Below are 23,397 nucleotides of genomic sequence, written 5' to 3'. Positions count from 1 at the left end.
AAGCAAGCCTGCGGCATCATAAGCGGAAAGTCGGCCATGGTGGCCGTTTCCCGGCATGTTTTCGTGTGCATCAGGCACACTCTTTTAACGTTTAGCAGCAATTAATTCTGATCAAAGCGATACGAATATCAGTTCTGTCTGCACGTTACACCATGCGCTGACCGCCCCAAAGCAACTGTTCATAGATGAAGCACTGCAGCAGCATTTTTTGCGCCGCCAGCAGTTCGACGAATTCCACGCCGTATTGATAGACGTTGGGCAGGTCGGCCGGTTTTTCACTGCGCACCAGGGCGGCCGCCACCAGCTCGGAGTGGTAGTCGCGCGTTTTGACGCGAAAGCGTAGGCGCGCGGGGGCTCCGCTGACTTCCAGCCGATGCGCCGAGCGGAACGACGCGCCGGTCGTGCTGATGTCGGAGATGTGGATCATGCGCGGCGGATCGCCGCTCACCAGCATCTTGCCGACCACATTGGCGCGCACGCGCAGCGATTTGCGCAACGTGCGGTTCTTGATCCGGCGCGGCGGCGACAGCACGACGTATTCGAACGGAATGCGGCTTACCGCCATGACCGTGCATTCGAACGTGGCAATGCCTTCGCCCGAGAAGGCGTGAATCTCCACCAATTCATCCTTGACCGGCATGACCGTGCGGCCGCCGTCAATGGGCATGGTGATGAGCAGATGCCGCTGCGGGCTGTACCCCATGACGCGCGCGGCACCTTTGGTCTGCCCGGCGCCTGCGGTCAGGCGGACGGTCAGCATGCCGCCCGGGCGCAGGCCCAGCAGCTCCATCGCGATCGTGCGTTCGCCGTCAGGGTCGTCGGCCATGTCGGGGAACATCGTGTTCGGGAACTGCGTATTGGCAAACGCCGGCGCAGGCGCGGGCGTGCCGTCCGCCTGACGGTGCGGGCGGTGCAGCGTGCACAGCAGGTCGATTTCCTCCGGCGAGTGGATGACGTCGCCCTTCGGGACGAGCAACTGCCCGTCGGCGTCAAGCATCGGCCACGGCAGGGGAATCGCAAGCGGAATGTCGAGAGGTTGAAGTTCGAGCATGGCAATGGGGAGCCCACACCCGCGCGGGGCCCCACGTTTCTATACGGCCAAATGTTGCACAACTTTAAGCGCACTTATTGTGCAGAGGCTGGCACGCGAGTTGCGGCCCGGCAGCCATGATCGAACACAATGTCGGTTCCAAAGTGAACGGGGTCAGCGCACGCATGGCGTCTCGGCGGCATTTCTGGGCAGCGGTGGAGCAGTTTGCGCGCTATATCGTGATCGGCGGCGGCGCAACGCTGGCGCACTATGTGATCCTGTTCGGGCTGGTGCAGGTGGGCGTCTCGCCGTGGCGGGCGTCGGTGGCGGGCAGCGTGATCGGCGCCACGCTCAACTACTTCATCAGCCGGCAGGCCGTCTTCAACAGCACGCGCGGGCATATCGGGGCGATGGTGCGGTTTGGCCTGGTGGCCTTTCTCGCGCTTGGCTGCAACGCCACCATCATGGCCATCGGCCTGGGGCTCGGGCTGTATTACCTGATCGCCCAGGTGTTCGCCTCGGCCATCACGGCCGTTTTCAACTTCCTCGTCCACCGGCACTGGACGTTCCGCGACGCCGACACCGTCGGTGCGCCAACGGAGCCGCAACCGGACATCGTGCTGGAGCCGCCCCCGCGCAAAGGGCCGTGAGCGGCCCGGCGACGTTAATGCCGGCTTGCCACGCTCTGCAGGCCCGCGGTCGGTTCCGCGACGAACGTGACTTCGCCGATGCCGTCCGTTGGCGGGATGGGGTTGTCGTCGCGCAGGCGTTCCACGACGAGCCGCACGTCAATGACATCGGCCACGCCGGACGCTTCCAGCGAAACAAGTGCCGCCAACTGCGCAATCGCAAACGTATCCGCGAGGAGCGGCGTGTCGTCGTGGAGATCGCCCGCCACGCGTGCCGGCCCGGGTTGGCCGCCGGTGCGGGGCGGATGCTGCGCCGTCTCGCGTGCGCGATAGGCGAAATAGGCATCGGCAAAGTGCACGCGGTGCGCATCGAAGACGCGCACGGCGGCGGTGAGCGCATCGTCGACCCACGCTGGATCGACCGGTTTCGAGCCCGGTTCGGTACTTTCGGGCAGGCCAGCAAGCTTCAGCGCGTAACGATGCGTGTGCGTGCCGGGGGCGACAAAGCTCAATTCCATACAACCTCCCACAACCGCGTGCGGATGTGCCGCGGCTCGCCGTGTCTGACTTCGCCCCCCGAAGCGATATTGAAGAATAGTAACGGAGCTGCCCGGTTGCGCGTTTCGTCCTTCCGGATGAAGTCCGGGGCTTTGTCTCCACCTCCAGACATTCACATTGTGGAAAGCGCCGCACGCCGCGGCGGCAAACGGTTGCGCGGTGGCCGCGGCAGCCAGACCTAGCCGAACGGCTAGCTCCATCGCGGGTGCGACCCGTGTAGAGTTGTCGCCTGTCCGGCGACGCTGGACGGGTGTCGACAATGGACGTCGACCAACGCAGACGGGAATGACGCGGGGCGCGTTTCCTTCGCGTCATTTCGCGTACGAGGGGACCCAAAGCGCGTGTGCGGTCCATGTCCCCTCGCGGGAAGGGATTGCCCCGTTAACTCGCGGCTTCTATAGTCCGCCTCGATTCGTGCGCTTGCAACGCACCAAGGTCTGTTTGCCGGCTGCCAGCCGGGCTACGCAGACCACGAGACCGGTTACGGGGATCACGCCAGCAACCACCGCAGGGGCCCAGCGCAAAGCATTGCGTGATGGAGCATCTGCGGCGCAACGGCCATCACACCAGCACACCCCCGGGACTGCCGCATTCGCGAAACAGCATCGCCATGCTTGAGGACCACCACTTGTATAAGGCTGCGATCGAACATTCGCCGATAGGAATCGGCCTGTGCGCGCCGGAGGGTCGCTTCCTCGACGTGAACCGTGCGCTGTGCGCGCTGACCGGTCACGAAGCACAGGCGCTGCGCACGCGCGATCTGTTCGACCTTTGCCACCCCGATCACACTGAACGTACGCGACATGGTGTCGAGTCGCTGCTCGCCGGCCAGCGCGATGCGCTCTCGATGGAAACGCGCCTGGTGCGCCAGGACGGTACCACCGTGTGGGTGCAGACCGACGTGGCGGTGGCGCGCGATGCTGGCAGCCAGCACCTCGTTGTGCAGATGCAGGACGTGACTGCGCGGCGCCTGGCGCTGGAATCGCTGCGCGCGTCGGAGCAACGACTGGCCTATGTGCTCGACGGCGCGGGGCTCGGTACATTCGACTGGTCCACGCGCGCACGGCATGTGTCGTTCAACCGCCGGACGGCCGACATGCTCGGCTACGAGCCGACGGATCTGCCCAACGATCCGGATGCGTGGTACGCCATGGTGCATCCGCAGGACGCCGCCTTGAGCGCGCGACGCATCTATCGCCATATGCGCGGCGATGCCGACAGCTTTGAAATTGAGCAGCGCATGCGCGCGCGCCATGGCCAATGGATCTGGGTGGCCGCGCGTGGGCGCGTGACCGAGCGCGATGCCCGGGGCGTGGCCACCCGCGTGAGCGGCACGCTGCTCGACGTGACGCAGCGGCGCGCGGCGCTCGATCAGGCGCATCACCTCGCGCTGCATGATCCGCTGACGGACTTGCCGAACGCACGTCTGCTTCGCGATCGCCTGTTCGTCGCCATTCAGGCGGCGCGTCGCGCGCGCGGGCAGGTCGCCGTGGTGTTCATTGACCTCGATCGCTTCAAGCCGGTCAACGACGAGTATGGCCATGCCGTGGGCGACCTCGTCCTGAAGGCCACGGCCATGCGCTTGCGCAGCGGGCTGCGCGCTTCCGACACGGTGGCGCGGCTGGGCGGCGATGAATTCGTCGCCGTTCTCACGCACTGCGCCACACGCGAGGATGTCACGCAAACCGTGGAGCGCCTGATCGAACAATTGCAGACGCCGTTCCGGGTGGAAGGCCATGTGCTGTCGATGGGCGTGAGTGCGGGCGTGGCGTTGTACCCGACCGACGGGCATGACGCGCAGACGCTCATCCGCAATGCCGACGCCGCGATGTATGAAGTCAAACGTGCCGGTGGCAATGGCCTCGGCTTCCATGCCTCGCTCAACTACGAGCGGCTGATGGGCATGCGATCGCGCAATCGCGATCTCGACGGCGAAGCCGACGCGCGCTGATCCAACACCGCGCGCCAAAACAAAACGGCCCGCCGCAAGGGCGGGCCCGTCTTCCTCAACTCGGGCGCTGGGCGCTTTGTTCATCCGTGATGTCCTTCGCCGCACTCCATCTGGGGCTCGTCGGACGTCGGATTTGCGATGTCGTCCCCGCGAAGGCCGGGGAGGGCGGCGCTTGAATGACACTGGATCCCCGCCTTCGCGGGAGCGACGGCAGGTCAGATCGCGCTGCGGCGGCCGGTGTTTGGCGGGGCGCTTGGCGTCAGCAACGCATCCTCGCCCGTAAAGCGGCCGAAGGTGTTTCACCGAAGAGCTTCTTGTAGTCGCAGGAGAACTGGCTGAAGTTGACGAAGCCCCAGGCCGCCGCAATGTCGCCAATGGCGTGCCTGCCGTTGTCTTCGCATAGCGCGCGCCGCACGCCGTTCAGGCGCAGCGCGCGCAGGTACGCCATGGGGCTGATGCCCAGCACATCTTCGAAGCAGTATTGCAGCGTGCGCCGGCTGACATGTACGGCTTCGCACAGCATCGGCACAGTGACCGGGCATTGCTGCTGTGCCATCGCATACTCGCACGCGTTGTTGACGATGCGGACCCGGCGCTGGAAGTTCGCGCTGGCCTCAGCCTCGATCTTGCCGCTGTCCAGCAGTGCCAGCAGCGACACCAGCACCGCTTCCTGGCGCAACTGCAGCGCCGCGTTGCCGGTTGCGTCTTGCATGCCGCCGGCCAACTGCAGCAGGTCGCCGATATGGCGGCGGCAGATGTCCAGCGCATCGTGCTCGACATTCAGCAATTCGGCCTGGCCGAGTTTGCTCCAATCCACTTCACAGCCCAGACGGTCGGCGGTGGCCACCAGCGCGTCGCGCTGTACCACGATGCCGTAGATCGCATGCCGGTCGGGTGTGACCAGTTCGAACTCGCCGCCGCCCGGACGCATCATCACCGCATCGGCGCCGACCTGGCGGCCGTTGATGCGCATGCCCGCCGCGTAGGCTTCGATGCCGAACCAGAGTGCGTCCGACCATACCCGACAGGACTGGCGGATGGCGCGGCTGGTGCTTTCACGGAAGATCTGCACGCCCGCGCTCTGCCATTCGTCCAGCACGCCTTCAAAGGCGCCGCAGGCGATCTGGTCGTAGCGCTGCTCCCAGTTGGTCAGGTTGTGGGCGTGTTCATCGACATCGTGCGCGATGACGGTGCGCAGTGCCCGTTTCGGGTGCGGCTGTGCCAGGCTTGCGCGCGCGGAGGAGTCGGTTGTTGCAGTTTGGAGCAGTTGGGCCTTCGACATGTGAATGACTCCCGTTCGTGCGCTGCGGCTAGGCCCATGACAGGGTTGCCGAATTTCGATAACGCCGCCAAGACCACCGTGTCTATATTTCTGCCGATGGCGCGGCGCTTGTTGTTTTTCATGCAAGCGCTGTGCCCGCAAGCTTTGAAATTGCGCCAACAGGAGAGCCCCATGGATGCCAGCTCATCCGGCCAGGACCACGTCTTGAAGCCGGTCTTGAATACCCTGCAGCTGTGGGGAATCGCAGTCGGCCTGGTGATTTCGGGCGAATACTTCGGCTGGAGTTACGGTTGGGCAAGCGCCGGCACGCTCGGCTTCACGATCACCGCGTTGTTCATCGCGGCGATGTACACCACGTTCATCTTCAGCTTCACTGAGCTGACGACATCGATTCCTCATGCAGGCGGCCCGTTCGCTTACAGCAAGCGCGCGTTCGGTCCGGTGGGTGGCTATCTCGCCGGAGCGGCCACGCTGATCGAATTCGTGTTTGCGCCGCCGGCGATTGCCTTGGCAATCGGCGCCTACCTCAACGTGCAGTTTCCCGCCCTTGATATCAAGCTGGCGGCGCTGGGCGCCTACCTGGTGTTCATGACGCTAAACATCGTCGGTGTGCAGATCGCCGCCACGTTCGAGCTGTGCGTGACGCTGCTGGCCATCTTCGAGCTGCTGGTGTTCATGGGGGTGGTCTCGCCCGGATTCTCGATGGCGAATTTCACCAAGGGTGGCTGGTCGGGCAGCGACAGCTTCAGTCTGGCGGCGGTACCCGGCATGTTCGCCGCGATCCCGTTTGCGATCTGGTTCTTTCTCGCCATCGAAGGCGTGGCGATGGCGGCGGAGGAGGCCAAGGATCCGAAGCGGTCGATCCCTATCGCTTACATCACCGGAATCCTGACGTTGGTCGTGCTGGCCGTTGGCGTGATGCTGTTCGCCGGTGGCGCGGGCGACTGGACCAAGCTCGCCAATATCAACGACCCGCTGCCGCAGGCCATGAAGCTGATCGTCGGGGCCAATAGCAACTGGCTGCACATGCTGGTGTGGCTGGGCCTGTTCGGGCTGGTGGCGTCGTTTCACGGCATCATCCTAGGCTACTCGCGCCAGATCTTCGCCCTGGCCCGCGAAGGCTACCTGCCGACGTATTTTGCTCGGGTGCATCCGCGCTTCAAGACGCCGCACCGCGCCATCATTGCCGGCGGCATCATCGGTATCGCTGCCATCTACAGCGACGAGCTGATCACCATCGGCGGCCAGACGCTGACGGCCAACATCGTCACCATGTCGGTGTTTGGCGCCATCCTGATGTACATCCTCTCGATGCTGAGCCTGTTCAAGCTGCGCCGTGCCGAGGCCGGCCTGGTGCGTCCGTTCCGTGCGCCGTTGTACCCGTACTTCCCGGCCTTCGCGCTGTTCGGTGCGCTGGTGTGCATGGCCACGATGATCTACTACAACCCGCTGATCTTCGGCATCTTCCTGGCCTTGCTGGCGCTGGGCTATGCCTGGTTCGTGGCGACCGCGCGCCGCCGTGCCGAGAGCGATGCGGCGGTGGGCGCGGTCTCCGGCCGCTGAATGGTTTCTTCCCAGACTGACGCAATCCACCCACTCGACGAGAGCGACCATCATGAACAACAGCGACAAGATGCCTGCCGTGCAAGACATTCACGACATGCCGCAAGCCGGTGCCGATGGGATGCCGCGCCGCGGCTTCCTGGGCGGACTGCTGGCGGCCGTAGCCGGCGGCGCGCTGGCACCGGCCATGGGCCATGCCGCCGCAAAGAAGGCGACCACCGAGACGGCCATCGGCCTGGACCGTGCCAAATGGGCACCGCGCAACCACCAGATGGTGGCGCAGATGATCGCCGCGCACGGCAACACAGCACCCGGCTACAAGGCCAGCAAGCGCCCCTACGCCGTGTTTGACTGGGACAACACCAGCATCATGAACGACTGCGAGGAAGCGCTGTTGATGTATCAGATCAACAAGCTTGCCTTCAAGCTCACGCCGCCCGAGTTTGCCGCCATCATCCGCCAGAACGTGCCGCCGGGCCCGTTCAGCAAGGACTTCAAAAACGCCGCGGGCAACGTGGTCGACCTCGACTCGATCTGCGCCGACCTGGACGCCGACTACGCCTTCCTGCACGCCAACTACAAGGGCATGGCCGGCAGCAAACCGCTGGAGGAGATCACCGCCACGGCCGAGTTCCAGGACTTCCGCGCCAAGCTCTACTACCTGTATGAGGCGGTCAACGACACCCACGGGGTGAGCGTCGGCTACCCCTGGGTGATCTACTTCTTCGCCAACATGAGTGAGGCTGAGGTCAGCGCGTTGGCCGAGGCCTCCAACGATGCCGCACTGGGTGCAGCATTGAGCAAGGTCAAGTACACCAGCCCGGCTGACCGTCCGGGCAAGGCCGGGGTGGTCAGCGTTACACATTTCCATGGCATCCGGCTGTGCACGGAGATCGGTGGCATGATGGATACGCTGCGCAGCAACGGCATCGATGTCTATGTCTGCACCGCGTCACTGGAAGATGTGGTGGCGGTGTTCGCCACCCATCCCAAGTATGGCTACAACGTGCCGCGCGAGAACATCATCGGCCTGCGCCTGGAGCGTAACGGCGGGGTCTACCGCAACGCCTACTTGAAGGACTGGCCGCTGACCTGGGGCCCGGGCAAATCCGTCGCCATCAAGAAGGAACTCGTGGTGAAGAAGGGCTACGGCCCGCTGTTCGTGGCCGGCGACAGCGATGGCGATTACGACATGCTGCGCGACTTCCCCGAGACGCAATACGGTTTGATCGTCAATCGCATGAAGAGCGGCAAGATCGGCGAGCTGTCCAAACTGGCGGCTGAGCAGATTCCTTCGTCCAAGCCGCGCTTCCTGTTGCAGGGGCGTCAGGAGTCGACCGGTAACTGGTTGCCGGTGGAAACCAGCATCAAGTACGGCAAGACGGCACCGCAATTGCTGACCACCTGAGGGTGCACGGTCCGGCGGCCAGCCTGCCGGACCGCGTTGAAGACGACGGAGAACGAGCATGTCGGGACACAGGTTCAAGCACCGCGTTGGCAGCGCCAGTTACGCTTTCCGCGACCTGAAGGAGCTAATGGCCAAAGCGTCGCCCGCGCGTTCGGGCGACATGCTGGCTGGCGTGGCCGCGGTCAACGCGGAAGAGCGTGCGGTGGCACAGATGACGCTGGCCGAGTTGCCGCTGAAGACCTTCATCGAGGAGCCGCTGGTCCCCTATGAAGACGACGAGATCACGCGCCTCATCATCGACACTCATGACCGCGCCGCCTTCGCGCCCATCTCGCACCTGACGGTCGGCGATTTTCGCAACTGGCTACTGGCCGACGATACCGATAGCGCTGTGCTGGCCGCCATCGCGCCCGGCATCACGCCGGAGATGGCGGCGGCTGTCTCCAAGATCATGCGCAACCAGGACCTGATCCTGGTGGGCAAGAAATGCCGCGTGGTCACCGCCTTTCGGAACACCATCGGTCTGCCGGGGCGGCTGTCCACGCGATTGCAGCCCAACCACCCGACCGACGACGCCAGCGGCATCGCCGCCAGCATGCTCGATGGCCTGCTGTACGGCAACGGCGATGCGGTTATCGGCATCAATCCGGCCACCGACAACGTGCCGCAGGTGATGAAGCTGGTGGGTATGATGGCCGACGTCATCGCCCGCTACGAGATTCCCACGCAGTCGTGCGTGCTGACCCACGTCACCAATACCATCGCCGCCATCGAGCGCGGCGCGCCGGTGGACCTGGTCTTCCAGTCCATCGCCGGCACCGAGGCCGCCAACCGCGGCTTCGGCATCGACCTCGCCATTCTGGGCGAGGCGCGCGAGGCGACACTGTCGCTCAAGCGCGGCACCGTCGGCGACAACGTCATGTATTTCGAAACCGGCCAGGGCAGCGCACTGTCGGCCAACGCCCACCATGGCATGGACCAGCAGACCTGCGAGGCACGCGCCTACGCGGTGGCGCGGCAGTTCAAGCCCTTGCTGGTGAACACCGTGGTTGGCTTTATCGGCCCCGAATACCTCTACGACGGCAAGCAAATCGTCCGCGCCGGGCTGGAAGACCATTTCTGCGCCAAGCTGCTGGGCTTGCCCATGGGCTGCGACGTCTGCTACACCAACCATGCAGAGGCCGACCAGAACGACATGGACGTGTTGCTGACATTGCTGGGCGTGGCCGGCTGTACCTTCGTCATGGGCATCCCCGGCTCAGACGACATCATGCTCAACTACCAGACCACGTCGTTTCACGATGCGCTGTACGCGCGCCGTGTGCTGGGCTCGCGTCCGGCGCCCGAGTTTGAGACGTGGTTGCGCAACATGCAGATCTTCAACACCGTAGGGGGGGAGGGGCAGTTCCGCCTGCATGCCAGCACACCGCCCGGTTTTCGCGACGCGTTGCTGCGGTTGCACTGAGTCATGGACGAGATTGAAAAGCGCGGCAAGCCTGGCCAGTCCGACCCGGCCGCCAAACCGGTAACCGACAATCCATGGGAGGCGCTGCGCCGCTTTACCGCCGCGCGCATCGCCTTGGGGCGTGCTGGCGTGAGCTTGCCCACGCAGCCGCAACTGGCCTTCCAGCTCGCGCACGCACAGGCGCGCGACGCCGTCCATCTTGCGTTGGATGTGGATGCGCTGAAGGTGCAGTTGCAGGAGCATGGCATTTGCGCGGCAGATGCGGTGATGGAGGTGCACAGCGCCGCCCCTGACCGGCTCACCTACCTGCAGCGGCCCGATCTTGGGCGGCGCCTATCCGACGCATCGCGTGCGCAGATGCTCGCCGCGCCATTCGCGGCTGCGGCACAGGCACGTCCTTATGACGTCGCCTTCGTCATCGCCGACGGCCTGTCGTCATTGGCAGTCGGGCAGAACGCTGCGCCGTTCCTCGCTGAGCTCCACCGGCGCATCGCCCCGGAAGGCGGGAAGATCGCGCCGCCGGTCATCGTGCGTCAGGGGCGCGTGGCCGTGGCAGACGAAGTGGGCGAGCTGCTGGGTGCGAAGCTGGTGGTGATTCTGATCGGCGAGCGCCCGGGCCTGAGTTCGCCTGACAGCATGGGGCTGTATCTGACGTGGATGCCTGCGCGCGGCCTGACCGATGCCAGCCGCAACTGCATCTCGAATGTCCGTCCGCAAGGCTTGCGTTATGAGGAGGCCGCTTACAAGCTGCACTACCTGATGTCCGAGGCACATCGCCGCGGTTTATCGGGCGTGGCGCTGAAGGATGAGACGCAGAGCGAGAGCGGGGAGCAGCTCGATCTGCGCGGGAATTTTCTCCTCGGGAACGACTGAGCACGGCGACTCCCGCCGTGGTTCAACCCCAGTCGTGGATGCTACGGCTGCCCCGTATGGGAAATGGCTGCCGGCGTCAGGCGTGGCTTGGCCACCTGTCCGACGAGGCCGCAAACCTGTATGCCGACCCGCGCGGGATTGCCCCGATCAAGGTCAGCATACGGTGATCGTTTTGAACGAATTTTGAACAGATTTTGAACAGTTGCCGTCGCCAAGCCGTTTGCGGGAATCAGAACGTGTACCGCAAGTACAGCTCGTTCAGATCCGTGCCCGGGTTCGGGCGCTTGATCGACGCGTTCGACAGGTGTTCGAAGCGATAGCCCATCTGGAATTGCTGCTTGCTGCCGAAGGCCACGCCCACGCCGATCATGTCCGAGAACTGGAAGGCCGTGCTGAAGTTGTGCTCATCCGACGTGCGGGTGTGCGAGAGCAGGCGCGGGCCAATGCCAGCTTCAATGAACGGCACCCAGGAGCCGCCGCGCTTTTCGATGCGGAACAGCGGTGTCACGCCAAATTCGGTCAGGTTCTGGCGATTGGTGCCCTTGGTCGAACGCCATTGGCCCAGCGCCACTTCCCAATCCAGGTTCACGAACCAGCCTTGCGGGTTGCCCCAGTGGAAGCCCGAATCGAAATCCAGATCGACGCCGTACTTCTCGATGCCGTGGCTGTTGTCACGGCCGTAGATGACGCGCACGGAAGGGTCTGCCTGCGCAGGCAGGGCGGCGAACAGCGTGGCGGCGCCCAGGGCGGTGGCCAGCAACTTGGCGGAGCGGGGAAGCGCGGATCGGATCATCAGAGAGGGCAGAATCAATTGAACGGCGCGCGTGAATCGGGGCAACTGCGTCGGCAACCACGCGCGCGGCGGACATGGTGGCAGGCAAACGGACGGTCGGGATCGCACCGGGGCGGGCTTGCAAGGCACCGGACCACGCAATTTGCGCGCCTGCTGCTGCACCCGCCGGCCCACATGATCGGGACGGTCCGGAACAAATTCCGACGATTATAGGGGGAACTATCCGACTGCGTGCGTGCTTACGCACAAGGGGACATTGCCGGCGGCGAAATGTCGTCGGCCACCAGCAATGCCAGAAGGGTTATTCGGCGGCGGGGGCGGAAGCCGGCTGCAGCGCCGCCTGGCCGACCACCGGCACTTCGCCGTGCCAGCCGCCGCCTAGCGCCTTCACCAGCAGCACCGCTGCCGAATACTGCTTGCCCTGCAGCGTGAGCAGCGTGCGCTCGGCACTGTAGGCCGTGGCTTGTGCCGTGATGACTTCCAGGAAGCTCACCGTGCCGGCGCGATACCGGTTCAGGTTGAGCTGGGCGGCTTCCTGCGCGGCCTTGACGGCGTCGGCCTGCACCGCGAATTCCTGGGTTTGCCAGCGCAGCGCGGCAAGGTTGTCTTCGACATCCTGGAACGCGCCGAGCACGGTCTGGCGGTACGTTGCGACCGACGCATCGTAAGCAGCGCCGGCCTTGTCGACGGCAGCGGCACGTGCGCCGCCATCGAACAGCGTGGCCGCCAGCGTCGGGCCGATCGACCAGACGCGGCTGGGCAGCGTTGCCAGGCGCGACAGCGTGTTGGCCGCCAAACCGGCCGATGCCCCCAGCGTGAGCGTGGGGAAGTACGCGGCCTTGGCCACGCCGATCTGCGCGTTGGCGGCAGCCATGCGGCGCTCGGCGGCGGCAATGTCGGGGCGCCGCTCCAGCACAGCCGATGGCACTTCCAGCGGAATGGCGGGCAGCGCCGGCAAGTCGGCCACGCTGGCAGAGGTGGCCGGAGCCAGCGAGAACTCCGCCGGCGGTTTGCCGATCAGCACCGCGATGGCGTGCTCAAGCTGTGCGCGAGTGACTTCCGTATCCAGCAGCAGCGCTTGCGACTGCTTGAGCTGCGTCTGCGCGGTCAGCACATCCGAGCGCTGCGCCACGCCCACGGCGTACTGGTTTTGCGTGAGCTTCAGGAAGCGTTCGTAGTCAGCAACGGTGCGCTGCAGGACGGCCTTCTGGGTATCCGTGACACGCAATTGAAAATAGTTCTGCGCAAGCGTGGCTTGGGCCGACAGCAAAGCGGACGATAAATCGCCTGCACTGGCTTGCGCGCTGGCCTTGTTCGACTCAACCGTCCGGCGGATGCGGCCCCACAGGTCCAGCTCCCAGCTGGCGTTGAGCGACAGGCTCTGCGAATTGAGCAGACTCGGGTTGCCAGTCGACAGGCTGCCGTCCGGATTGACCGACGTGCGCACGGATCGGCTGCGCGTGGCCGACGCACTCGCCCCGAGCGTCGGGAAGAACGAAGCCTGCGCCGATTGCACCAGCGCCTGGGCCTGGCGGTACTGCGCCTCGGCCACCAGGATGTTCTGGTTGGCGGCCGCGACTTGTTCCTCCAGCGCGTTCAGCTGCGGGTCGTTGAAGATCTCCCACCACTTGCCGCGGGCGATGGCGTCGCTCGGGTCGGCGATTTTCCAGTCGCCGGCTTCCTTGTATTGCTGCGGCACCTCGGCATCGGGCCGCTTGTAGTCAGGCCCGACCGCGCAGGCAGAGACGAGTGCGCACGCGGCCAGCGCGAGCAACGAGGTGCGAAGGGCTTGGGTGCCTCTTGTCATGTTCAGCTTCCTTGCGAATCCAGTGCGGGCAGCGGTGCGTCTTTGCTGCGGCCGGCGCGACGCAGGCGCAGCCGGTCGAGCGCCAGGTAGACCACCGGCGTGGTGTAGAGCGTGAGGATCTGGCTGACCAGCAGACCGCCGACGATGGAGATGCCCAGCGGCGTGCGCAACTCCGCGCCGTCGCCGTGGCCGAGCGCCAGGGGCAGGGCGCCCAGCAGCGCGGCCATCGTCGTCATCAGGATCGGCCGGAAGCGCAGCACGCAGGCGTGGAAGATCGCATCTGCGGGGCTCATGCCCTGGCTGCGCTCCGCCTCCAGCGCGAAGTCGATCATCATGATCGCGTTCTTCTTGACGATACCAATGAGCAGAATCACGCCGATCAACGCGATGATCGAAAAATCCGTGTCGGTGATGATCAGGGCCAGCAGCGCCCCTACACCGGCCGAAGGCAGCGTCGACAGAATCGTGATCGGGTGCACATAGCTCTCGTACAGCACACCCAGCACGATGTAGATGGTGATGAGCGCAAACAGGATCAGCACCGGCTGGCTGGAGAGCGAATCCTGGAACGCCTTGGCAGTGCCCTGGAAACTGCCGTGCACGGAGGACGGCACGCCGATGCGGTTCATCGCATCCTGGATGTCCTGCGTGGCACCCGACAGCGACGCCCCCGGCGCCAGGTTGAACGAGATCGTGCTCGCCGCAAACTGCCCCTGGTGATTGACGGCCAGCGCCGTGTTGCTGGGCTCGTAATGCGAGAAGGTCGACAGGGGTACCTGCGCACCTGTCGACGTGATGATGTAGATGTCGCGCAGGCCGTCGGGGTTCTGCCAGTACTGCGGCGCGGCTTCCATCACAACGCGGTATTGGTTGAGCGGGTTGTAGATGGTCGATACCTGGCGCTGCCCGAACGCGTTGTTCAGGGCGTTGTCGATGTCGCTCGGGTTGATGCCGAGCGATTTGGCCTTGTCGCGGTCGATGACGAGCGATGTCTGCAGGCCCTTGTCCTGCGTATCGGTGTTGACGTCGGTCAGCGACTTCACCTGCGTGAGCGCCTGCTTGATCTTCGGATCCCACGCGCGCAGCTCGTTCAGGTCATCGGCCTGCAGCGTGTATTGGTACTGCGCGTTGCTGGCCCGACCGCCCACCCGGATGTCCTGTACCGATTGCAGGAACAGGCTCGCGCCCGGCTCACGTGCAAGCTTGCCGCGCAATCGGTTGATGATCTGGTCGGCAGACATCTTGCGCTCGGCCAGCGGCTTGAGCTGAATGAACATCTGCCCGGTATTGCGCTGGCTGCCCCCCGTAAAGCCCACCACGTTCTCCACCGCCGGGTCTTGCCGAACGATGGTGATGAAGTCGGTCAACTTGGTGCGCATCGCCTGGAAGGAGATCGACTGGTCCGCCTGGATGAAGCCGATCACCCGGCCGGTATCCTGCTGCGGGAAGAACCCCTTCGGCACGATGATGTACAGGTAGACGTTCAGGCACACCGTGGCCAACAGGATCAGCAGCGTGAGCCAGCTGTGCCGCAGCGCCCACGCCAGCGAGTTGCGGTAGAGGTCGAGCAGGAAGGTGAAGAAGCCTTCGGTCTTGCGATGGAACCAGCCGTGTTCTTCCTCGGCGGCGGGCTTGAGCAAGCGTGCGCACATCATCGGCGTAGTCGTCAGCGATACCACCAGCGACACCAGGATGGCGACCGACAGCGTCACCGCAAACTCACGGAACAGCCGGCCGACGATACCGCCCATCATCAGCAGCGGGATGAAGACGGCAATCAGCGAAAAACTCATCGACACCACGGTGAAACCGACCTCGCGCGCGCCCTTGAGCGCAGCCTGCATGGGCCGCATGCCGTTTTCGATGTGGCGCGAGACGTTTTCCAGCACGACGATGGCATCGTCCACGACAAAGCCGGTCGCCACGGTCAGCGCCATCAGCGAGAGGTTGTCGAGGCTGTAGCCGCACAGGTACATCACCCCGAATGTGCCGATGAGCGAGACCGGCACCGCCACGCTCGGAATGAGCGTCGCCCGCACGTTGCGCAAGAACAGGAACACCACCATGATCACCAACGCGATCGACAGCACCAGCGTGCGCTCCACATCCTTGAGCGAGGCGCGGATGGTGGGGGTGCGGTCCATCATCACATCGAGGTTGATCTGCGCGGGAATGGTGTTGCGCAGGTACGGCAGGATGTCGTTGATGCGGTCGACCGTGTCGATGATGTTGGCGCCCGGCTGCCGGCTGATGATGAGCAGCACCGAAGGCTTGCCGTTGGCCGAGCCGTAGTTGCGGATGTCCTGCACGCTGTCAGTCACCTCGGCCACGTCGGCCAGCCGCACCGGCGAGCCATTGCGCCACGCGATGATGAGCGATTGGTATTCGACGGCCTTCTTGGCCTGGTCGTTGGCGTAGATGGTCCAGACGCGGTCGCCGGATTCCATCATGCCCTTGGGCTTGTTCGCGTTTGTGCTGGTGATGACGGTGCGCACGGTCTCCATCGAGATGCCGTACCTGTTCAGCGCCATGGGGTTCAGCTCGACCCGCACCGCCGGCAGCGATGCACCGCCGATGGTGACCTGGCCCACGCCGTTGATCTGCGACAGCTTCTGCGCAAGGATGGTCGAGGCCGCGTCGTACAGCTCGCCGCGCGACTTGGTGTCGGACGTCAGCCCCACGATCATGATCGGCGCGTCGGCAGGGTTCACCTTGCGATACGTCGGGTTGCTCGGCAGGCCGGAGGGCAGCAGGCTGCGCGACGCATTGATGGCGGCCTGCACGTCGCGCGCCGCGCCGTCGATGTCGCGCGACAGGTCGAACTGCAACGTGATGCGCGACGAACCGAGCGAGCTGGACGAGGTCATCTCGGTAATGCCCGCAATGCGGCCGAGCGAACGTTCCAGCGGCGTGGCCACGGTGGCCGCCATGGTCTCTGGGCTGGCGCCCGGCAGCGATGCGCTGACCGAGATGGTCGGGAAGTCCACCTGCGGCAGCGGCGACACGGGCAGCAGGCGGAACGCCGCGATACCGGCCAGCGCCACGCCGATGGTCAGCAGCGCCGTGGCAACCGGCCGCGCGATGAAAGTGGCGGACAGGTTCATCGCGGTCCGCCAGATTGGTTGGCGCCGGCCGCGCCATGGCGTCGGGCGGCGCGGCGCGCGCGCCAGTCACGCAGGCGTGCGCCAAGGTTGTCGAAGGCCAGATAGATGACCGGCGTGGTGAACAGCGTCAGCACCTGGCTGACCAGCAGGCCGCCCACCATCGTGATGCCGAGCGGCTGGCGCAGTTCGGAGCCCACGCCGGTGCCGAGCATGAGGGGCAGGGCGCCCAGCAGCGCGGCCATGGTGGTCATCAGAATCGGGCGGAAGCGCAGCAGACACGCCTGGTAGATGGCATCGCGCGGGGCCATGCCTTGCTCGCGCTCGGCCTCCAAGGCGAAGTCGATCATCATGATCGCGTTCTTCTTGACGATGCCGATCAGCAGGATGATCCCGATGATGGCAATGATGCCCATGTCCTTGCCCGACACCAGCAACGACAGCAGGGCGCCCACGCCGGCCGACGGCAGCGTCGACAGGATCGTCACGGGGTGAATCGTGCTTTCGTACAGCACGCCCAGCACGATATACATCGTGATGATGGCCGCAAGGATCAGCCACAGCTGGTTCGACAGCGACGCGCGGAACGCCAGCGCCGCGCCCTGGAAACTCGTCTGCATGCTGGCCGGCAAGCCGATTTCCTCTTCGACCGCATTGATGGTGTCGACCGCGGCGCCCAGCGATGCGCGCGGCGCCAGGTTGAACGAAATGGTCGCGGCCGGGAACTGGCCCTGATGGTTCACCACGAGCGAGCCGGGCTGCTCCACCACCGTGGCAAACGCGCCCAACGGAATCTGCTGGCCGCTGCTCGATGCCACGTGCAGGTCATACAGCGATTGCGGCCCCAGTTGCATCTTCGGGTCGGTTTCGAGCACCACGCGGTACTGGTTCGATTGCGTGAAGATGGTCGACACCAGGCGTTGGCCATAGGCGCTGTACAACGCGCTGTCGACAGCCGCCATCGTGATGCCGTACACCGCCGCCTTGTCGCGATCGACCTGCACGTAGGCGCGCAAGCCGTTGTCCTGCAGATCGCTCGCCACATCGCGCAGCTCGTGGGTCTGCTGCAGGCGTTCAACGAGTTTCGGCACCCACTTCGAGAGGTTGTTCGGGTCCGGGTCTTCCACGGTGAACTGGTACTGCGTGCGGCTGACGCGGTCTTCAATCGTCAGATCCTGCACCGGCTGCATGTACAGCTGGATACCCGCCACCTTGGCCAGTTCGGGTTGCAGGCGCTGGATGATCTCGGTGGCGTCGGCGTCGCGCTCATCCTTCGGCTTGAGGTTGATCAGCATGCGGCCGCTGTTGAGCGTGGTGTTCACCCCATCCACGCCGATGAACGACGACAGGCTCTCCACTGCCGGGTCCTTGAGCACCACCTCGGCCAGCTTCTGCTGACGCTCGGCCATGGCCGAGAACGAGATCGACTGCGACGCATCCGAAATGCCCTGGATCACGCCTGTGTCCTGCACCGGGAAGAAGCCTTTGGGTACCACCACATACAGCAGCCCCGTCAGCACCAGCGTGCCGATGGCCACCAGCAGCGTCGTCTTCTGCCGGTCAAGCACCCATTGCAGCATGCGGCCGTATCGCGCGATGACGTTGTCGAAAAACGCGCCGGCCGCGTGATAGAAGCGCGATTGCTCGGCTTCGGGAATGTGCTTGAGCAGGCGTGCGCACATCATCGGCGTGAGCGTGAGCGACACCACGGCCGAGATCAGGATCGATACCGCCAGCGTGATGGCAAACTCGCGGAACAGCCGCCCCACTACATCGCCCATGAACAGCAGCGGAATCAGCACCGCGATGAGCGAGAAGGTGAGCGAGATGATGGTGAAGCCGATCTGCTTGGAGCCCTTGAGCGCGGCTTCCATCGGCGGGTCGCCGTCTTCGATGTAGCGGGCGATGTTTTCGATCATGACGATGGCATCGTCCACCACGAAACCCGTGGCGATGGTCAGCGCCATCAGCGTGAGGTTGTTGATCGAAAAACCTGCCAGGTACATCACACCAAACGTACCGACGAGCGACAGCGGCACCGCCACCGCCGGAATGACCGTGGCCGGCACGTTGCGCAGGAACAGGAAGATCACCATCACGACGAGCGCCACGGCGAGCATCAGCTCGAACTGCACATCCGATACCGAGGCGCGGATGGTCGTGGTGCGGTCGGTCAGCAGCGACACTTCCACGTTGCCGGGCAGCGTCTCCTTGAGCTGCGGCAGCAGAGCCTTGGCGCGGTTCACCACTTCGATCACGTTGGCGCCCGGCTGGCGCTGCACGTTCAGGATGATGGCGGGTGTGGTGTTGGACCACGCGGCCAGCTTGCTGTTTTCGGCGCCGTCAACGATCTGTGCCACGTCGGTCAGGCGGATGGGCGCGCCGTTCTTGTAGGCGACGATCATCTTGCCGTACTCGGCGGCCGACTTGAGCTGGTCGTTCGCGTCGATGGTGGAGGCGCGCGCCGGGCCGTCGAAGCTGCCCTTGGCGCCATTCACGTTGGCGGTGCCGATGGCGGTACGGATGTCGTCAATCGACAACCCCAGCGCCGCCAGCGCCGACGTGTTCGCCTGAATGCGCACAGCCGGCCGCTGCCCGCCGCTGATGCTGACCAGACCGATGCCCGGCAACTGCGACAGCTTCTGCGCGATGCGCGTGTCGACCAAGTCTTCCAGCTTGGGCAGCGGCATCGTGTTGGAGGTGATCGCCAGCGTGAGGATCGGCGCGTCGGCCGGATTCACCTTGCTGTAGATCGGCGGCATCGGCAGGTCGTTCGGCAGCAGGTTGCCGGCCGCGTTGATGGCCGCCTGCACTTCCTGCTCGGCAATGTCGAGCGAGAGCGACAGATCGAACTGCAGCGTGATGACCGAGGCGCCGCCCGAGCTGGACGACGTCATCTGCTTGAGGCCCGGCATCTGCCCGAACTGGCGTTCGAGCGGCGCGGTGATGGACGACGTCATCACGTCGGGGCTGGCACCCGGATACAGCGTCGTGACCTGGATGGTCGGGTAGTCGACTTCGGGCAGCGCAGAGAGCGGCAGCATCCGATAAGCCACCAGGCCCGAGAGCAGGATGGCGACCATCAACAGCGTGGTCGCCACGGGCCGGAGGATGAAGATTCGGGAGGGATTCATGCCAGCTCGGAACAGAAGACTTCGTCAGGCGCGTGCACGCAATGCACGACTCAGGGCTTACGGTTTGGCGGCCGGGGCACTCGCGGCCGGCGTGGAAGCGCCACCCTGGCCGCGGCGATGTCGCCCGCCCTGGTGACCCTGGCCCGCTGCGGGGGCACTGGCAGGGCCGGCACCCGGCTGGATCACCTCCACCGGCGAACCGTCGCGCAGCTTGTCGGCACCATCGATCACCACGCGTTCGCCGGGCTGCAGGCCTTGCGCCACCGACACGCGCTCGCCTTCGGTCACGCCCAGCTTGACCACGCGCAGCGCCACCTTGTTGTCGTCGCCGACCACGTAGACGAAGGTGCCCTGCGTGCCGCGCTGGATGGCGGCGCCTGGCACGATCACCACGTCGCGCAGCGTATCCACCTGCATGCGCACGTTCACGAACTGATTGGGGAACAGCATCGCGTTCTGGTTCGGGAACTGCGCACGCAGCTTGACCGTACCGGTGGTGTTGTCGATGGTGTTGTCCACCGTCATGAGCACGCCGCGCGCGAGCTGCGTGGTCTGGCTGCGGTCCCATGCCTCCACCGGCAGCTTGTCGCCGGACTGCAGGCGCGGCATGACCTTGGGCAGGCTGTCTTCGGGAATCGAATAGATGACCGTGATCGGGTCGATCTGCGTGATGACGACGATGCCGTTGGTATCCGACGCATGCACGATGTTGCCCGGATCGACCTGGCGCAGGCCAACCCGGCCAGCCACCGGCGCCGTGATGCGCGTGTAGGAGAGCTGCACGCGCGCGTTGTCGACGTTGCCCTGGTCCAGCTTGACCGTGCCGTCGTATTGGCGCACGAGCGCGGCCTGCGTATCCACCTGCTGCTTGGAGATCGAATCCTGCGAAAGCAGCGTCTGATAGCGCTGCAGGTCGAGCTTCGCGTTCTGCAGCAGCGCCTGATCGCGCGCAAGCTGGCCCTCGGCCTGGGCGAGCTGCGCCTGATAGGTGCGCGGGTCGACCTCGGCCAGCAGGTCGCCGGCCTTGACGGTCTGTCCCTCGGTAAACGCCAGGCGCACGAGTTGGCCGTCCACGCGTGTTTTGACCGTCACGTTGTTGACAGGCGTGACATTGCCCAGCGCCGACAGCACCACGTTGATGTCGCCCTTGACGGCCGTGCCGACCATGACCGGCATCGGCTTGTTGGCCATGGCGGCACCGCGTCCGCCAGCGCCGCCCCGGCTACCGGGCCCGCCCGCGTTGCGGTACTTGGCGTGATAGACCGCATAACCGATCAGCACCAGGAGAATGATCACCACCCAGATGCCCCAGCGGCGGCGCTTGCCACCCTCGCGCGGGGGCGGCAGCAGCGTCGGAGACACCTCGTGGGGCGTCTCTTTCCCGTCGTGTGTACGGCGACCGGCGTCGTCAAACTGGCCGGGCTTCTGGTCCTTGGGATCGGACATGTTGGCGTTCCTGTTCTTAGCAATATGGGGACGAGCGCACATGATAGCGGGCGCCCGTGCCAGTCAGACCGCAGCTTAAAGGCAACGTCTTTGCGCTGAATTAGTCGCGCAGCGGGTTCTATTACGTCAGATTACAAACCCGTTGCGGTGTTACCGGGAGAAACAATATGGTGAAAGTGCGCCGGATTCGTGACGGCCACAGTCGCTATCATGAGCACACCTTCCTGCGTGTACCAGACACTCCACCAGACAGATGAGCGGCACCAAGATCCTGGTCGTCGATGACGACGTCGAACTGCGCGACCTCCTGCGCGAATACCTGACCCAGCAGGGCTTTGCCGTTTCCGTGCTGCACGACGGCGATGGGCTTGCAGCCCGGCTTGAGCGCGAGCGCCCCGCGCTGGTCGTCCTCGACCTGATGATGCCCAAGGTGGACGGGCTGTCCGCCCTGCGAGACCTGCGCGCCCGCAATGACGACGTGCCCGTCATCCTGCTCACTGCCCGCAGCGACGAGATCGACCGCATCATCGGCCTGGAAATCGGCGCCGACGACTACCTCGGCAAGCCGTTTTCCCCCCGCGAGCTGCTGGCCCGTATCAACGCCGTGCTGCGCCGCCGCCTGGCCGTGCCGGCCTCCGCACCGGAGGACCGCGACAGCTTCAGCTTCGGCCCGTTCAAGCTCAACTTCCGCATGCGCACGCTGTTTCGCGGCGACCGCGCCCTGTCCATCAGCGATACCGAATTCGCGCTGCTGAAACTGCTGATCGGGCATGCGATGCAGGTGCTCACGCGCGAGCACATCGTCGAGCTGATGTACGGCCCGGGCAGCGGCGTGTCCGACCGCGGCATCGACGTACAGATCTGGCGCCTGCGTCGCGTGCTGGAAGAAGACGCCCAGCGCCCGCGCTATATCCAGACAGTACGCGGCCGCGGCTACACCTTCGTGCCGGACGAGCGGGAAGAGGTCAATGACGTTCAATAAGATCCGCCCCAGATTCGACACGCTGTTCGGCCGGTTGGCCGTGCTGATCGTGGTGGTGCTCGTGCTCAGCCATTTTTCGTGGCTGGGCGTGCTGCGTGCGGAGCGGCGCGAGCGGCAGTTCCAGGCGTCGGTAGACCAGATGGCGTTCCAGTTGCAGGCGTTTCAGGCAGCCATGGATGGTCATCTGCGCGTGAAGCTGCCTGACCTCGTGACCGAAACCGCCGAGCCCCCGGCGGGCGACGCTTCGTCGGCGTCCGATAAATCTGCGGAGCTGGTGCGCCAGCTTGCGCGCCGCTTGCCTTCCGACACGCAGTTGCGGCTCGAAGCGGGCCCCACGCCGCGCGTGTTTGTGCGCTTTCCGCAGCGCAACAAGTGGATCGCCATGCCGCTGGTGTGGGTGCATGCGCCGCCCACCATCTCGGCCGTGGTTCCCGGCGTGATGGTGGTGCTGGCGATTGCGATTGCGTTTTCGCTCTTCGCGGCGTGGCAGATCCAGCGCCCCGTGCGCGAGCTGGCCGATGCAGCCGGTGCGCTGGCCCGCCGTCGATACGTCCCCCCGCTCAAGGAGCGCGGCCCCTACGAGCTTCGCCAGCTGACCGAGCAGTTCAACCATATGGCGGCGGACCTGTCAGCCGCCGACGAAGAGCGCAACACCATGCTTGCCGGCATTGCGCATGACCTGAAGACGCCGCTGTCACGCCTGCGCCTGCGCGCCGAAATGCTGGCCGACCAGAAAGCCGGCGCCGGTATCGAACGCGATGTCGAGTCCATGTCCGCCATCGTCGAGCAGTTTCTTGCCTATGCCCAAAGCGGCGACAGCGAGGCGCGCGAGGTGTCGGTCGACCGCCATCTGCGCGGTCTGGTGCAGCCGTTTGCCGAGCAGGGCAAGCACGTCGCGCTCGATCTGCATGCGGGGGACCGCTTCCGCCTCAAGCCGACGCATCTGGAGCGCATCGTCGTCAATCTGCTCGACAACGCGTTCGCGTATGGCGCGGAGCCCGTCAACGTGCGCACCGCCGTGGACGATGCCGGCTACACGCTGACGGTGGAAGATCACGGCGCCGGCATCCCCGCGGCCGACTTTGACCGCGTCATGCGGCCCTTTGTGCGCCTGGACCCGGCACGGGGCGGCAACGCGCACTGCGGGCTGGGCCTGGCGATCGTCGATCGGCTGGTGCGTCATCTTGGCGGCGACCTCGTGGTCGGACCGACAGCGGCGGATGCGTCCGCGCCCGGTTTTCGCATCACCATGCGGTTTCCGGCGTCGACTGCGGCGGCTTGATCGCCCGATCGTCCATTCCTCCAATCGCCCGACTGACATATGGGCACGCGGTTGCGTAAGCTATCCTAGGCGAGGCAAGCACGCTTGTTGCGT

The 23,397-nt window shown here is 65.0% G+C and carries 16 protein-coding genes; 8 read left to right on the top strand and 8 right to left on the bottom strand.

Going from position 1 to position 23,397, the window contains the following annotated elements:
• Nucleotides 1–145: 145 nt before the first annotated feature.
• Nucleotides 146–1,051 (bottom strand): flagellar brake protein, encoded by a 906-nt coding sequence (locus tag ABIC76_RS01850; protein WP_102066210.1) that lies wholly within the window; start codon nucleotides 1,049–1,051, stop codon nucleotides 146–148.
• 116 nt (nucleotides 1,052–1,167) lie between these two features.
• Here ABIC76_RS01850 and ABIC76_RS01845 point away from each other — a divergent pair, with 116 nt between their 5' ends.
• Nucleotides 1,168–1,680: a GtrA family protein gene (locus ABIC76_RS01845; protein WP_354532771.1), complete on the top strand. Its 513-nt coding sequence runs from the start codon at nucleotides 1,168–1,170 to the stop codon at nucleotides 1,678–1,680.
• Nucleotides 1,681–1,694: 14 nt separating this feature from the next.
• Here ABIC76_RS01845 and ABIC76_RS01840 read toward each other — a convergent pair whose 3' ends face one another.
• Nucleotides 1,695–2,177, bottom strand: coding sequence for a hypothetical protein (locus ABIC76_RS01840; protein WP_354532770.1), 483 nt, complete (start codon nucleotides 2,175–2,177; stop codon nucleotides 1,695–1,697).
• Between the two features lie 650 nt (nucleotides 2,178–2,827).
• Between ABIC76_RS01840 and ABIC76_RS01835 the strand changes: the two genes are divergently transcribed.
• Nucleotides 2,828–4,168, top strand: a complete 1,341-nt coding sequence (locus ABIC76_RS01835) for a sensor domain-containing diguanylate cyclase (protein ID WP_102066354.1) — start codon at nucleotides 2,828–2,830, stop codon at nucleotides 4,166–4,168.
• A 259-nt stretch (nucleotides 4,169–4,427) separates the two neighbouring features.
• Here the strand turns inward: ABIC76_RS01835 and ABIC76_RS01830 are convergent, their stop codons facing one another.
• A complete protein-coding gene (locus ABIC76_RS01830) occupies nucleotides 4,428–5,450 on the bottom strand; it encodes a helix-turn-helix domain-containing protein (RefSeq protein WP_354532769.1) in 1,023 nt (340 codons plus the stop codon).
• Nucleotides 5,451–5,621: 171 nt separating this feature from the next.
• On the opposite strand from ABIC76_RS01830, the gene eat reads away from it, so the two are divergent.
• The 4 genes from eat to eutC all read left to right on the top strand — a co-directional run bounded on the left by eat (nucleotide 5,622) and on the right by eutC (nucleotide 10,759).
• On the top strand, nucleotides 5,622–7,013 hold the full coding sequence (eat, locus tag ABIC76_RS01825; protein WP_354532768.1) for an ethanolamine permease: 1,392 nt from the start codon (nucleotides 5,622–5,624) through the stop codon (nucleotides 7,011–7,013).
• Nucleotides 7,014–7,134: 121 nt separating this feature from the next.
• Nucleotides 7,135–8,421 carry an HAD family hydrolase gene (locus ABIC76_RS01820; protein WP_354533528.1) on the top strand — a complete coding sequence of 429 codons (1,287 nt, stop codon included), beginning with the start codon at nucleotides 7,135–7,137 and terminating at the stop codon, nucleotides 8,419–8,421.
• A gap of 58 nt (nucleotides 8,422–8,479) precedes the next feature.
• Nucleotides 8,480–9,886 carry an ethanolamine ammonia-lyase subunit EutB gene (locus ABIC76_RS01815; RefSeq protein WP_354532767.1) on the top strand — a complete coding sequence of 469 codons (1,407 nt, stop codon included), beginning with the start codon at nucleotides 8,480–8,482 and terminating at the stop codon, nucleotides 9,884–9,886.
• A gap of 3 nt (nucleotides 9,887–9,889) precedes the next feature.
• A complete protein-coding gene (gene eutC / locus ABIC76_RS01810; RefSeq protein ID WP_354532766.1) occupies nucleotides 9,890–10,759 on the top strand; it encodes an ethanolamine ammonia-lyase subunit EutC in 870 nt (289 codons plus the stop codon).
• A 229-nt stretch (nucleotides 10,760–10,988) separates the two neighbouring features.
• On the opposite strand, the gene ABIC76_RS01805 is transcribed toward eutC, so the two are convergent.
• The 5 genes from ABIC76_RS01805 to ABIC76_RS01785 all read right to left on the bottom strand — a co-directional run bounded on the left by ABIC76_RS01805 (nucleotide 10,989) and on the right by ABIC76_RS01785 (nucleotide 21,040).
• Nucleotides 10,989–11,552 carry an acyloxyacyl hydrolase gene (locus ABIC76_RS01805; protein ID WP_027679138.1) on the bottom strand — a complete coding sequence of 188 codons (564 nt, stop codon included), beginning with the start codon at nucleotides 11,550–11,552 and terminating at the stop codon, nucleotides 10,989–10,991.
• A gap of 301 nt (nucleotides 11,553–11,853) precedes the next feature.
• Nucleotides 11,854–13,359, bottom strand: a complete 1,506-nt coding sequence (locus tag ABIC76_RS01800) for an efflux transporter outer membrane subunit (RefSeq protein ID WP_354532765.1) — start codon at nucleotides 13,357–13,359, stop codon at nucleotides 11,854–11,856.
• Nucleotides 13,360–13,361: 2 nt separating this feature from the next.
• Nucleotides 13,362–16,463, bottom strand: coding sequence for a multidrug efflux RND transporter permease subunit (locus ABIC76_RS01795; protein WP_354532764.1), 3,102 nt, complete (start codon nucleotides 16,461–16,463; stop codon nucleotides 13,362–13,364).
• Nucleotides 16,460–19,594, bottom strand: coding sequence for an MdtB/MuxB family multidrug efflux RND transporter permease subunit (locus ABIC76_RS01790; protein ID WP_102066215.1), 3,135 nt, complete (start codon nucleotides 19,592–19,594; stop codon nucleotides 16,460–16,462). The genes ABIC76_RS01795 and ABIC76_RS01790 overlap by 4 nt, the downstream gene beginning before the upstream one ends.
• A 57-nt stretch (nucleotides 19,595–19,651) precedes the next feature.
• Nucleotides 19,652–21,040 carry an MdtA/MuxA family multidrug efflux RND transporter periplasmic adaptor subunit gene (locus ABIC76_RS01785; RefSeq protein ID WP_102066216.1) on the bottom strand — a complete coding sequence of 463 codons (1,389 nt, stop codon included), beginning with the start codon at nucleotides 21,038–21,040 and terminating at the stop codon, nucleotides 19,652–19,654.
• Between the two features lie 253 nt (nucleotides 21,041–21,293).
• On the opposite strand from ABIC76_RS01785, the gene ABIC76_RS01780 reads away from it, so the two are divergent.
• Nucleotides 21,294–22,022 carry a response regulator gene (locus ABIC76_RS01780; RefSeq protein WP_102066217.1) on the top strand — a complete coding sequence of 243 codons (729 nt, stop codon included), beginning with the start codon at nucleotides 21,294–21,296 and terminating at the stop codon, nucleotides 22,020–22,022.
• On the top strand, nucleotides 22,009–23,304 hold the full coding sequence (locus ABIC76_RS01775) for an ATP-binding protein (RefSeq protein WP_354532763.1): 1,296 nt from the start codon (nucleotides 22,009–22,011) through the stop codon (nucleotides 23,302–23,304). The genes ABIC76_RS01780 and ABIC76_RS01775 overlap by 14 nt, the downstream gene beginning before the upstream one ends.
• Nucleotides 23,305–23,397: the final 93 nt, after the last annotated feature.

The organism is Ralstonia sp. 1138, assembly GCF_040544795.1.
Lineage (GTDB): Bacteria > Pseudomonadota > Gammaproteobacteria > Burkholderiales > Burkholderiaceae > Ralstonia > Ralstonia flatus.
Note: the sequence above shows the minus strand (reverse complement) of the source record. Positions and strands in the feature narration are given on the sequence as shown.